The sequence below is a fragment of the Chryseobacterium endalhagicum genome (genome assembly GCF_016745235.1).
Lineage (GTDB): Bacteria > Bacteroidota > Bacteroidia > Flavobacteriales > Weeksellaceae > Chryseobacterium > Chryseobacterium endalhagicum.
In genome coordinates, this window is the sequence record NZ_JAELVM010000001.1 from 1,152,049 (window position 1) to 1,165,379 (window position 13,331).

Genomic DNA, 13,331 nt, shown 5'->3' on the forward strand with positions numbered 1-13,331 from the left:
GTTTTCTCTGACCCAAATAACAGCTTACGCTTTTGTTTTCGTTGAAATTATAGCTACGAAGATAAAAATATTTTCAAGAATGTAATAATCATTATGCATACTCTTAGGAAAATAACTTCTCCAATTCTTTTAAATCTACTTCATCTCTCTGATTTAATTTTTTTCTTATCCGGGCGTATCGTTTTGTTATTTTCCCGTTATAAAACCTCTTAAAATATTTTTTGTGAAGTTCAAAATATAAATGGTCGTTAAATTCCGCTCCGAATGCCTTATTCCATACCCTCCATATTTTCGGCTCAATTTGTTTTTCATACATTAAATTAGGATTTGCTGTTCTGTGTTGAAAATAGCCATTGATCAGGTGTAATTTACGGCAATATCTCCCCGTAAAGGGACAAATGAAAAACCAAACTAGCCCTTTTCCTAAATTGGAGGTTTTAGAAATGAGTTTTATTTGATAATTTATTTTTTCATCATTGTTGAGAATATAATTCAATGTTAAAATCCCGTTATCATTATCTATACTACTATTTACAGAAATACTGTTTTTATCACCTGTTTTATTACTCCATGTTATAATTCCTGATTGTATAGAGTTAGGTGTTAAATAGTGATGTTTAGATAAAAATTTAAGATCTAAAAATCTTAAGTCTTCGATCGTTATCGGAAAAGTCGCGTATCTTCCCATATGTTAAATTTACGTCTAATTTTCGAAACCTAAATTATTAAGGAATCCCGTAAAATAGTTTCATAGTGAAAAGTTATATTTGTGCCAAATTAACGATTATGAAAAAAATGTTGTTTGCAGGTGCAATTCAACTTGCATTATTTTTAAATGCTCAAAACACAAGTAATTCTCAAAACGGTTCAATTTCCTATGGTTTGAAAGGTGGTTTAAATATTTCAAATGCAACAGACAAGTCATTTGGCTATTTGAATCAAAAATCAAGAATTGGTTTTAACGCAGGTACATTCGTTAATATTCCAATTTCAAAATCTTTCAGCATTCAACCCGAATTACTTTTTAGTCAATATGGATATAAAACAGAATATGATTTCAGTTTAATTAATACGGAAGATGGATACGATCCATTACTTATCGGAAAAAAAGCGACATACACAACGAATTTAGGATATATTGTAATTCCGATAATGGTTCAGTATAGCATAATTCCTAATTTATATGTAGAAGTTGGTCCCGAATTTGGGATTAATATAATTGCTCAAGAAAAAAGAACAATAGACATCGATAAAGAATTTTTCAAAACATTTAATTTCGGAATTAGTTTTGGTGCTGGTTATTACGTTACAGACAATATAGGAATTACCGCAAGATATGTTGCAGGTTTAACCGATATTTACAATCGTCCGTCTGGTTCTGATGCCATCAAAAATAATGTTTTTCAATTCGGTATAGTATATAGATTTAAAAAACAATAAAGAGTTAGCTAACAAACTCAGACTAAGAATAGAATAAATTAGATTCAAATGTTAACTTTTTGTTAGGTTCTAAAATTAAACTGTAACTGATTCGGGCTGTAGTTTCTTTTTTCGAAGCTCTTTTGATTGTGAACTTTGTTAGTATAAGCGTTGCGGATATTGTGCGCAATGTAGTACAGTTTTTCATCCCTTTCTAACCTTTTTCTTTTTTCTGTCAAATATTTCCTTTCCAATAATTCAAATTGATCCGGCGCATTTTCCCTGTAATATCTCAAACCCGTAAGACATAAATAAAAACTGTTTTTTCTCTGCATTGAAATATCTAAACCTGTTACCATGCAAGTGTTCAATTGTGCAGATTCCAAGTTTATCAGTGGGGACTGTGTTTTACTAAAACTATCTTTTCCTTTTTTTATCGATGTTTGCTGTGTGGAATCTGCACATTTTGAAAATGAATATAACTTATCGATAATTTGATTTTTAATGCGCTGGTGTACGTTGTTTTTCCCTTGCAATATTTTATAGTATCTTACCTTATTACAGCTAAATGTATTACGGTGTTTTTCTATGATTAAACGGCCCCAAAAATCAAATATTTCTGCATTGCGGACAAATTCCATATCAGCTGAATTTAACTTGCTAAAATCCGCTCTTTGGTTTATTAAAAGAATGTGATCCCACTCATTAATAATTTCCTGCATCAGATTTGGATAGTTTTTGGGCGTTATCAGATCATCGGCTGTTAATATTCCGTACATTTTTATTTTCTTAGCTTGTTTGGTTTTAACTTCAAATCGAAATGTATTTATATCAATTCCATACTTTGGAATTTCTACGAACTGTAAACCTTTGGCGTATGCCTTTATCTGTTTATAAGTTGTTGCATCCGTTTTTTTGAAATACTGGAAATCTCCAATTTTAAAAGGCGTTTTTTTATAAAGTAATAAGCCATCAATAAGGTTTTTAATATCAATTTCAGGAATAATATTTAACCCAAATTCAATATTGCATACTTCCAGTTCTCTATATTCTACCGCATCAATTCCTAAATAAGAAAGAATATCAATAATTGTTTTAATGCAGTTTTCAGGCGTGAAATCATTTCCATTGTGTCTGTATTGGTTGAAATGATAATGAGGGCTTGTATTGATTTCTAATTGTCTATATCCAAGAAGTACTCCTTTTTTAATAACCTTTCGAAAATCCAAACTAAGCTTTGTCCCAAAGTCCTTGTGTTTTAAAGAGTCGTAGTTGTTTGTTTTAGGTCTACATTCTATAAAATCAGGATGTTTCAGTAATCTGTTTATTAATTCCTGTTTATATATTATAAACTTAGTATTATCAACCATAAACTTATTGTGTCAAACTGGCTTCGACCAGTATGAGATTTGAACAATTGGGAGCAGTTTTTAAACTGTTCCCTTGTTCACTCATATCATTAATATAGACTGTAATAAGCATTTGCTGTTCAGCGTGGTGAACTATGCAGAACATGGGATAACAGCCGCGTGTGTATGTTGTTACTGTTTCCATATTAACTCAATTTGTTCTGGTTAATAATCTGTTCTACCTCTTCACGCTTGAAATACACACGGTTTCCAAATCCGTAACTCGGAATGAGGCTGTCCTTGCGCCATCTGTGTAATGTACTGAGGTCTATTTTAAGAAGCTTACAGACTTCGGAACGTGTTAGATATTCCGTTGGTTGCTTGGGTTGGAATTGCGCTGAAAGCTGCGCCGTCAGTTCAGGAATTAAAGAGTTTTTTAACTCTGTGATTAAATCGGTCGGGTTTGTTCCGATAAATTGTATTTGCCTCACAATTTTAATGTTTTAAATTATGAGTACAAAGAAAAAATAGGTTTGTTCGTTAGTTATTCCGTAGTTGTTCCTTTTTCATTCCAATACTACAGACAACTTTTATTTTAATGATTGACGGTAATTGATTGTTAGGTTTTTTAATAGTTTTAAATGTTTTTGTGTTCTTGCTCTAATTTCTCTTGCTTGATAATCATAGTCAAATAGTTCTTTTATCAATTCTTTATATGCTCTATGCTCTAAATTAAAGGACTCATTTTCATTGAAGTATTTATAAATATGATTGTATTTTGTTAAATCTGTACATTTGGGATTTGATGCAACAAAATTTTCGGATAAATATTCCAATAGCTTTAGTTTTTCTAACTCTCCATTAAAAAATCTATTTGCAAGTTTTTGTACTCGGCTGTTTTCATTATGAATTAAATTTTCTGGGTTACTTTCTTTCTTATTCTCTTCATTTTTTTCAGAACCATCCCATAACCTCTTCTTATGTTCATGAAATCTCTTGTAGCTATTTGGATCTTTCGCTACTTCAATAATATGTGGTAAACTGGCATCAGGATATTTTTCAGCTATCCAGTCAAAAAAATCATGCGTATCATAAGGCTTAATATATCCCTTTTTTTTAAAATAAAACTTGAATGATTTCTGAATTTTCTTATATTCCGATTCGTATTCATTTAAAACTGATTTTGCGTTATCTACAGATTTATCAATCATTTCTTGCGTTTCATTAGGAAGTTGAAAATCTTTATATTTTTTTATAAACTCATCTTTTGTCATATACACACATTTTTATTTTATGGTTTAGAATTGTCTTTTTTATGTTTTACTTTCATCGTTCTTTCTATTTAATATGCCTTATTGTATAAATATCAATTATTTAGATCAGCTATTTTCAAGTAAATTGGAAAAGAACGAATCAAGATATTTTCTGCTGGGAGATTTCCCGGAACGTTTTTGCCGTATTCATAGCATGATCAGATGAGGTTTTCCCGATATAGGATAAAAATGTGGTCTCTGTACTGTGTCCGGTAATAGCCATAATCTGGGGCGTGGTAAATCTTTTATCCCCATAAAAATTTGTTGCGAAGCTTCTGCGGCATATATGACTGCTGACAAGATTATATTTTTCAGTTTCCTTTAGCTCATTTCTTTTCAGCTCATCATTAAAAACTTTCCCTTTCATCACTGTATCAAGTCCTGAAAGCTCACATACTTTTTTAAGATACAGATTAAATGCTGCTGCATTACTGTCATGGGTTGTTCTTCTGAAAAGGGGCGGAAAACATCCGTCATATTTTTGCAGTATTTCTTCTACCTCATCGTGCAGAGGAATGGTGACATGCTTTCCCGTTTTTATCTGTGTCAATTCTATAAACCGGAAGCTTTCCCCTTCTGAATTCGTTTTAGTAAATATTTTAGTTTTATTCATGGTTAAAAGATCACTCACGCGCTGCCCGGTATAGCAGCCGATCAGAAGCCAATCTTTTGCATGGATTAAATCTTCTCCTATCATTAGAGTGTTTTTTATCTGATCAAGTTCCTGAAAATTTAAAAACACCTTTAAAGCGGGTTTATTTTCAATCACAAAGCCGTTAATCTGGTGGTGGATGCTCTTTCCGTTATCCCTGGCATCAAGAAGTACTGTTTTAAGATTTTTAAGATTTCCTCTTGCTGTGGATTCCATTAGACCGCCTTCAGTCATAAGCCAGCTGTTAAATTCCAACATTGTTTTTTTATCAATATCAGACAAAAGGTAAGTTCTTTTCTTAAACTTTTGAAAACGTGAAAACTTATCCAGTAAATTGTAATATTGGTTATCGGTCTTCTCTGTGGTTTTGGTGTCCAGCTTTCTAAGTTCCCTGTAAGTAGATAAATAATTGACCACAATATTATCATTTGTTTTCTCGTCCTGAGTTCTTTCAAAAAACAGATTGATTTTTCCTTTAAGCCAATACTTATCAAAAAGAGCCCCTCTTGAAAGGTCATTATTATACTCATTTAAAATAAAGGTCTTTAACGCGTTTAGTCTTGAAGTAAGGTTTTTTGACTGTGGGTTATTCTGTTTGGGTAGGGAGGTCTTTTCACTCCAATCCGCATAATTGATAATAAGTCCTGTAGAATTTCGCATTTTAAGCGTTTTTGAAACACTCAATTGGATTTGAATAATACTTTCCTTAGTTTTACTGCGCAGATAATATTTGACCGTTGCCATAAGCTTATTTTAAAGCAAATGTATTTAATAAAAATAAAGTGTCAAAATATGTGTCAAATTTTTTGCACATATATAGAATTTAATAAAACATATTGCAATAATGTGAGATAACAAAACAAGCTTCAAAGTATTTCAAATAAACAATTATAATGCATTTAATAGACTTTTACATAAATAGCCTAATTGCAAACTTCGAATACTGAACGAAGTCGAAGCATCTATAATTATATTAAGATTAAAAATGATAAGCATAAAAAACCCCTGCAGAGCTTTGCTCTGCAGGGGTTTTTTATTATTTTACCTTTTGGATTAAAGACTCTTCAGCAACTTCTCAGTATCTGTAGAATCCTGGCCTTCAGTTTTAGCCAGCTGAACAGACTTTTCTGCCCAGATTTTTGCATTCTTTTTATCTCCTATCTTGTTGTAAAGGTTCGCAAGCGTATCTGTATTTGCATAGCTCTCATCTTTCTTTACAGATTCCTGAGCCCAAGCTACCGCTTTTTCAAGGGAAGCTTTATTGCTTACATTTTCAAAGAAATTCCAGGCTACTGAGTTCAGTTCATCAGAATTTGCCGCAGAATAATCTTTGTAGAGTTCCAAAGTTAGTTTTTCGTACGTAGGAATGTCTTTATCTTTCAGGGCTCTGCCTGCTTTTGCTCTTTTTAAGACCTTTTCAGATTCATCTTTTGTAAGAAATTTTTGAGACTCTGTCAGAAAGTAGCTGTCGTTCCATGATTTTGTATCCGGATTATAAGACTTCTTAACAACAGTATTTACTTTTACATTTTTATCGAATTTTGCATATCTGTCTTCCGGAAAAATCTTGGTGATTTCAGCTTTCTTAGACTGGAATATTTTATACAAAGGACCTTCCGTACTCTGTGTCCCTGAAAGAAGCATCTGTACATCTTCCTGATCCATCGTAGTTTTCTGCTGGAAATAACGTTCCAGTACTTTTCCTGCAAATTCGGCATCGTTGTAAATGGTAAGTCCTGCCAGGTTTTTTAGAAACTCAGGATCTTTTTCTCCACCTTCAAATTTTTTCTTTAATGAAGTAAGCCTTTTACTTGGGTCTTCGGCATCTTTGGCAAACTGGATGAAATCTTTTTCCTCCACATAGCCTATTGTTCTGTGTACTTCCTCACCATCACCATTGATGAAAAGGTAAGTAGGGAATACTTTTACATTGTATTTCTTGGCAAGACCTACTCCTTCTCCTTTTTCCATGTCTATTTTGGCATTCACGAAATGAGAATTGTAGAAATCTCCCACAGTCTGAAGCGGGAAAATATTTTTTACCATCAGTTTACAAGGCCCGCACCATGATGCATAGGCGTCTACAAATACAAGTCTGTTCTCTTTTTTTGCTTTGGCAAGAACAGCCGTGAAATTGCTGTCTTCAAATTTAACTCCCTGCGCAAAAGCAAGGACTCCTATAAATACGGAAGAAAATATTGCTAATTTTTTCATAAAACTTTTTATTGCTTACAAATGTAATAATTATGTTAACATGTAAGTGGGGTATGCATTGAAAATATTTACCTAAATCTAATTTTTATATATAATAATTCTATTTATTGTGAAAATTCTTAAATATGTGTTATTAAAATAAATAACAATTTGTTTTTTAGTTAAAAAAATTAAATAATAGTGGAATATTTTAATAAAAAATAAAATATTAGTAGCTTTGTGAAAAACAAAAAAACAACCCATGAAAATGATAAATTATTATAAAATCCGGATAATAATTTATTGTTTTATACCCAGAGGGCTGCTGAAATTTTTGTTTTTGTTCATAACTGCGGTTCCTTTATGGGCTCAGAAAAAAAATGGCTTTGACCAGATCTGCGAAAGAACATCCATTCAGGTAGCTCAAAAAGATATTCCCAAATCCCTGAAAACAGCCGATTCTCTTTATATGGCGGCTCAGAAACCACTGGACAAAGTAAAGAGCCTTTTACTTTCTGCCGAATTATACCATGTTTCCGGCGAATTTAAAAAATCCATATGCTACGGCGAAAATGCCCATTCTCTGCTGAAACAGATTGATGATCCGGAATGGTTTTCCCGCGTGAATGAATTTCTGGCGAAGGAATACCGTCTTGTAGGTCTTCATGAAAGATCCAGAAAATATATCCTGCAGGGCATGCAGGGGGCAAAAGGAATCAGCGATGCCCAAAAGAGAGGCGAAGTAATGGGCCTTTTGAATCAGGAAATGGCTTATTACGAAATGGAGCAGGGGAATTATACTGAAGCGGTACAATATATTGAACACTCCTTGAATTCTTTTGGAAAAGATCAGATAGCAGAGAACGGAAGAGCTGTAGCAGCTTCTTACCAGATTCTGGGAGATGTGTATTTTAAACTTAAAGACTATAAGGTTTCAGAAAATTATTACCGGAAAGCAGAATCACTCGTAAAAACCAAATGCTGTGTTCTGGGGCTGGTTTATAACGGGATTGGCGGTATCCGTCTGAAACAGAAAAACTGGAAAGAAGCAGAAATATACCTCAAAAAAGCTGAAAATATAGCAGACAGCTCTAAAAGCCTCAAGCTGAAAAAAGCAGTTTATTCTAATATTAATGATTATTACGAAGGAACAGGTGATGATTATAAAGCATCTCTTTACGCGATAAAGTATGTAAGAGCCTACGACAGCCTTACCGCACGAAACCGGGAATTTACCCCTAAAAATTCTGAAAATCTTACAAAACGCAGCCCGAAAAGCAAGCAGATCAGTATCGTGAAAAATGCAGCTATTATTGTATTACTGGGCACATTGATCGGGATTGTGATTTTGTTTAAAGCCAAACAGAGGAAGCAGCGTTCAAAATTCAGAAATATTATCAGAACCCAGCTGCAGATGCTCAGTTCCAGAAGTGAGCCCGTGCCGTTAAAAAGAGAAAATTCCGATTTTGCGAATATTTCTGTGGAAGAAGTGGACGACAGGATCGGAGGCTATGACAAAAAAAGAAACGAGTCCCTGATGACGTCCGAAACAGAAGCAAAACTGCTGGAACTTCTTGAAGAATTTGAAAAAGGCGAGCTGTATAACAACAAGAATATGTCGCTATCCTTTCTGGCGGCGGAACTCAATACCAATACCAAATACCTTTCGTATGTGATCAATCAGCATAAATGTACTGATGTGAAAACATATGTCAACCGTCTGCGGATCAATTATATTGTAGATAAACTGATCAACGATGAAAAATACAGGCAGTATAAGATCAGTATTCTTGCCGATGAATGTGGTTTTTCTTCGCACAGTAAATTTGCCACAGTGTTTAAAGCAGTGACCGATTTTTCTCCTTCCGCTTACATTAAATACCTTGATTCTGAAAAGCCCGGAGGTAAAAATGTTCATTTTCGTGAAAACAATTAAGATTCAGGCTCTTTTTCCTTATTCTGTCTTTTCATTTTCACGAAAACGGATAACCTAATGTTTTACGTAAAGTATTCACATCTATATCTTTGCGCCAGCTTTATGGGAATAAGCTTACTGCATTTTGTCACTCATATTTTAATCTTTTTATTCCTGTAGAGCAGCACAGCGCTCAAATCTAATCCTAAAAATTACCAGAGCTGTAGAATATTTGTTTAATATTTTACGCTGACCATGAAAATTTTTAACTGGTATTAAACAGACGAAGACCTTTTAAAAGGCCGTTTGATATTGCTGTTTCCCGAAGCTTTTTTCTCTGTGCGGATGGAAATTTTTAAAGCATGTCAATGGCCCGATGCCGTCAAAAGACGGTTCCCAAGCTGAGGGGGTACTGCCCCCGAGGCTTTCTGAGAGCATGACTTTCAGGAATACTGATGATTCAGATCTTTTATTTCGGAGAATACCGATGGAGAAAAAGATTTTATAATACAATCGGGGTTGATTGCCCGGTTTTTTTCAGTCAAGTTTTTTTAAGTACAAATCCGCAGTTATGCTGCGGATTTGTTATTTTATTTTAACCTGAGTTCGGGATAAGAAGTTAAGATTAAAAGGCTGGAAGCTGGAAGAGAGAGGCTGGAAGTTACTATTAGACAATGATATTAAACATCTACCCTTCAATTTGTTGAACAGGATTAAAAAAATAATAAAACCGCAGGGCATTTCTACCTTCGGACTTCAATAACTTCCCTCTTCCGGCTTCAAACTTCCTGACCTTATTATACAAACAAAAATGTCTTAGCCCCGAACTCAGGTTATTTATTTGGTTTTTGTACTGTCAGTTTTTACCTTGGTGCTGTCAGGAGTAGCCGGCGCCGGTTCAGAATTGGCCACTGCAGAATCTCCCATATTATTTCTCATCGCCTCTTTATTGTGCTCGTCTTTGAATTCTTCTCTTTTTTCTTTGTTCTGGGCACAGCTTCCTAAAAACATAACTCCCAGAATAGCTCCTATCCATAATTTTTTCATAATAGTTAATTTTAATGTTTAGTATAATCAAATATAATGAAATATTGAGAGTTTTAGGGCGGTTTGTAAGATATTCTCATTGGAAATTTGTTTTTAATGTAATAAATAGACATTTTATGCTACTTATTATGAAGTTACAACTATTCTGAACATGAAGCTGGAATTATTTAAACCAAAAAATCCTGCATTGGCCGCTTATATGGAAGGATATTATTTTCTCAGCCGGAATGCGGATGAAGAGGATACGAGATACCTTACCTTTCCGAATAATTACAGCATTATTTCCGTTTGTGAAAATATAAAGATGGAATTCGGGAGCAACAGTGTGATGGTAGCGGGAAAAGCCACCGGGAATTTTGTTTCCAGCCTTATCTGCCACTATAAAAAGCCGATTAGCGTAACCATAAAAGGGAAAGTCAATGAAATTACATTCTACTTTAAACCTCTGGGCCTTAACGCATTTCTCAGCAAGCCGCTTAAGCAGTATACCGATACTTTTTTTAACAGTTTTATTCCTTTTGACGATTATCAGCAGTCCATGATAAGCATACTGCATGAACCGGATTTTGATAAAAGAATTGAAATGATTGAAGAATACTGGATATCTAAGCTGGTGGGATTCAGTCATCCTTTTTTAAACAGATTAACAAATCATATGATGGCAGATCCGGAAATATCACTGGCAGACCTGGCCGCTGAATATAAAACAAGCAGGCAAACAGTGAATAAACTTTTTGATCTGCATCTTTGCAAAAGCCCTTCGGATTTCAGGAAGATCCAGCGTTTCAGGGAGACGCTTATCAATAGCATGGACAGGAAAATCACGTTCACTGAGCTCAGTTATGATCATTTTTTCTACGATCAGTCTCATTTAATTAAAGATTTTAAAGCCTTGACAGATTTCACGCCTAAAAAGTTCTTTCAGGATACTTCGTTTTATCAGGATGAAAGTATTAACTGGTTTTTTCTCTGAGGTTTACATTTTTACAATTTTTTGATTTTTCAGCTTTCTATTTTTGGTTAAACAAAAAACATGATCAATTATGGAAAATCTGGTTAACAAAATTCTGCTCCTCCTGTTTATTCTGCTCTCAATGATTACTTTTTCACAGGAAACGTATCTCTGGAAAGTCGCTTCAAAGAATGGGAAACATATTTCTTATTTCTTCGGGACGATGCATATGGCGGGGGAATCGTTCTACAATCAATATCCGGTGATCGACAATTCTCTGAAATCCAGTGATCTGGTCATTACAGAAACGGAGATCAAAAAAAATCAGGTCATCGAGGAATTCAACAGCCGCACTGAAACCAATGACCTGGAAGAAAAACTGTCTGCTGAAGACTATGCAAGACTGAAAAATGTTTTTAAAAACAGTGGAATCGATATTAAAAAGCTGCGCCGGGATGAAATCGTAAAAATGATGCAGCTGAAAATCTGGAAATCCGGATGTGACGGAACAGACAAATATATGCTGGACGGCTATATCCAGAAAGTAGGGGAAGACAACGGCAAGAAACTGGTTTATCTGGAAACTTCGAAAATGCAGCAGGATTATCTGGACGATGCAAGAGGGCCGAAATTTAAATCCGGAACCGCTGTGATCAGAGGAACATTGAACCGATATGAAAAAGCAATGGCTTCCAATGATAAAAAATGCAAGGGAATGCAGAACGACTATCTGGAACTGAAAGACAAATATATATTCGATAAATCCTGCGAAAGTCTCAGTAAAGGCGACCAGATTATTATCACCGAAAGAAACGGGAAATGGATGGAGATTCTTCCGGAGCTTATCGAAAAAAATAATGTTTTCCTGGCAGTTGGGCTGGGTCACTTTTCCTATACCTGCGGGCTGATCGAGAAATTTAAAAGTCTTGGATATTCGGTAGAACCGGTTCCTATGAAATTATAATTAAAAGGCAGGGAGCTGGAAGAAAGAGGCTGGAAGTTACTGTCAGATCATATTAAACTGCAGTTTTTAAATTTGCTGAAGGGATTAAAAACTAATAAACCGCACTGCATTTCTGTTTTTGACTTCTATAAACTTCCATCTTCGGGCTTCAGACTTCCTGACCTTGAAGGTAATGACCTGAGAAACATTTTGTATAAAAAAATCCGCAGAGCTTTCATCTGCGGATTTTCCATTTTTAATTAAACTGTTGTTGTATTTATTTAGCCGGAACTACTGTAGCCGTAGAATCTACTTTCATCTTTGCGGTATCAGCAGGAGTTACCGTCTTTACCGTATCTGTGGCAGCAGGTGTTGCCGTTTGGGCTTTATCTACTGCTGCTGAATCAGAATTACTGGATGACATGGAAGATTCTTTGGTCCCGCAGCTCACAACTACTAATCCTAAACCGATGGCTGCTATCAAAAACTTTTTCATAATATTTTTATTTTTTAGTGTTACCTCTGAAAGTTCAATAATTATTCCTAAAGGGTAGTACGAAATATTAAAACATAGATAAAGTTTGTTAAAAGGTGTTAGGAAAAGAGGAATGTAGGGTAAGGAGGGAAGCCAGAGGATGGAAGATGGAAGTTATATTTGGCATCAGTTTTAATAGAAAACTATAAAATCTAATTAAACTGGCAGAAAACTCATAAAGTTTATGCTATAGTCATACTTTCGGGCTTAATAACCTCCATCCTCCAGCTTCCCTCTTCCCTCCTTCTTACACGATTTCCACCGCCTCATGCTCCTGACAGTTCATCCTGAGTTCCTTATAAGCCAAAGGCGTCTGCAGCAATTTACAATAATGCCCCTCATCGCTGATTCTGTAATGGGTACATGTAAAACACATTCTCTGGACCGTTATAATTCCTGCCAGGTTTAATCCGTGAATGATTTTTAAAAGACCATCCAGCATGATTTCTTTTTGTTGAAGATCAAGAGAACTGACCGGGTTTTCGACAGATCTGGTGAAATCTGATGATTTTATAGCGGTCAGTCTGCCGGAATCCGTTAAACTTACGATATAGCTTCTGGAATCTGCCGGATCACTTTTCTTATGAATCAGGCCTTTCTCTAAAAGTGATTTTATACTGTCGCTGATCGTCGGCTTGCTCATATTGAATTCTTTGGCCAGGTAGCTTACTCTGCATTTTTCAACGGGTTGAAAGAGCAGGAAGATCAGAATTTGTATCTGTATAGGACTTAGAGCGTTGAGCTTGCTTTCGTTCCAAAGCAATACCCGGAAGGCTTCGGAAAGGCGTTCCAGGGCTACAACGATTTTGCTGTCGATCTCATTGTTCTGGTGATTCAGGTCAAAGGGTGAAGTCATGTCCGTTCTGTGCGTAATGGGTTTAATTATTTAAATGTAATCATAAGTAGGATGGTCAGGAAGTTTGAGGCTGGAAGAGGGAAGTTGTTGAAGTCCAAAGATAGAAATATAGGGTTTTTCATTAATTTTTAAAAACGATTTCAATAATATTAAATGC

The 13,331-nt window shown here is 34.9% G+C and carries 13 protein-coding genes; 4 read left to right on the forward strand and 9 right to left on the reverse strand.

All coding sequences use genetic code 11. The features are described 5' to 3' along the window. Positions 1-103 precede the first annotated feature (103 nt). Complete coding sequence (locus tag JET18_RS05135; RefSeq protein WP_202089540.1) at positions 104-688, reverse strand: hypothetical protein; 585 nt, start codon at positions 686-688, stop codon at positions 104-106. 98 nt (positions 689-786) lie between these two features. Here JET18_RS05135 and JET18_RS05140 point away from each other — a divergent pair, with 98 nt between their 5' ends. After that, a complete protein-coding gene (locus JET18_RS05140; protein ID WP_202089541.1) occupies positions 787-1,440 on the forward strand; it encodes a porin family protein in 654 nt (217 codons plus the stop codon). 62 nt (positions 1,441-1,502) lie between these two features. Here the strand turns inward: JET18_RS05140 and JET18_RS05145 are convergent, their stop codons facing one another. The 5 genes from JET18_RS05145 to JET18_RS05165 form a co-directional block, all read right to left on the reverse strand. Continuing rightward, entirely contained in the window at positions 1,503-2,789 is a 1,287-nt protein-coding gene (locus JET18_RS05145; RefSeq protein WP_202089542.1) for a hypothetical protein, read from the reverse strand. 185 nt (positions 2,790-2,974) lie between these two features. Further along, positions 2,975-3,259, reverse strand: coding sequence for a helix-turn-helix domain-containing protein (locus JET18_RS05150; protein WP_202089543.1), 285 nt, complete (start codon positions 3,257-3,259; stop codon positions 2,975-2,977). Positions 3,260-3,358: 99 nt separating this feature from the next. After that, entirely contained in the window at positions 3,359-4,042 is a 684-nt protein-coding gene (locus tag JET18_RS05155; protein WP_202089544.1) for a hypothetical protein, read from the reverse strand. A 139-nt stretch (positions 4,043-4,181) separates the two neighbouring features. Then, the gene (locus tag JET18_RS05160; RefSeq protein WP_202089545.1) at positions 4,182-5,393 is read right to left on the reverse strand and encodes a phage integrase SAM-like domain-containing protein; all 1,212 of its coding nucleotides are present in this window, start codon (positions 5,391-5,393) and stop codon (positions 4,182-4,184) included. Between the two features lie 393 nt (positions 5,394-5,786). Continuing rightward, positions 5,787-6,947 (reverse strand): thioredoxin family protein, encoded by a 1,161-nt coding sequence (locus tag JET18_RS05165; RefSeq protein WP_202089546.1) that lies wholly within the window; start codon positions 6,945-6,947, stop codon positions 5,787-5,789. A gap of 319 nt (positions 6,948-7,266) precedes the next feature. Here JET18_RS05165 and JET18_RS05170 point away from each other — a divergent pair, with 319 nt between their 5' ends. After that, a complete protein-coding gene (locus tag JET18_RS05170) occupies positions 7,267-8,862 on the forward strand; it encodes a tetratricopeptide repeat protein (RefSeq protein ID WP_202089547.1) in 1,596 nt (531 codons plus the stop codon). Between the two features lie 816 nt (positions 8,863-9,678). Here the strand turns inward: JET18_RS05170 and JET18_RS05175 are convergent. Further along, complete coding sequence (locus JET18_RS05175; protein ID WP_202089548.1) at positions 9,679-9,888, reverse strand: hypothetical protein; 210 nt, start codon at positions 9,886-9,888, stop codon at positions 9,679-9,681. A 151-nt stretch (positions 9,889-10,039) separates the two neighbouring features. Here JET18_RS05175 and JET18_RS05180 point away from each other — a divergent pair, with 151 nt between their 5' ends. Then, entirely contained in the window at positions 10,040-10,861 is an 822-nt protein-coding gene (locus tag JET18_RS05180; protein WP_202089549.1) for a helix-turn-helix domain-containing protein, read from the forward strand. A 70-nt stretch (positions 10,862-10,931) separates the two neighbouring features. Further along, positions 10,932-11,804 (forward strand): TraB/GumN family protein, encoded by an 873-nt coding sequence (locus JET18_RS05185; RefSeq protein WP_202089550.1) that lies wholly within the window; start codon positions 10,932-10,934, stop codon positions 11,802-11,804. 256 nt (positions 11,805-12,060) lie between these two features. On the opposite strand, the gene JET18_RS05190 is transcribed toward JET18_RS05185, so the two are convergent. Both JET18_RS05190 and JET18_RS05195 read right to left on the reverse strand, forming a co-directional pair. Next, positions 12,061-12,279 (reverse strand): cytochrome C551, encoded by a 219-nt coding sequence (locus JET18_RS05190; RefSeq protein ID WP_202089551.1) that lies wholly within the window; start codon positions 12,277-12,279, stop codon positions 12,061-12,063. A 286-nt stretch (positions 12,280-12,565) separates the two neighbouring features. Beyond that, complete coding sequence (locus JET18_RS05195) at positions 12,566-13,174, reverse strand: MarR family winged helix-turn-helix transcriptional regulator (protein WP_202089552.1); 609 nt, start codon at positions 13,172-13,174, stop codon at positions 12,566-12,568. Between the last annotated feature and the right edge of the window lie 157 nt (positions 13,175-13,331).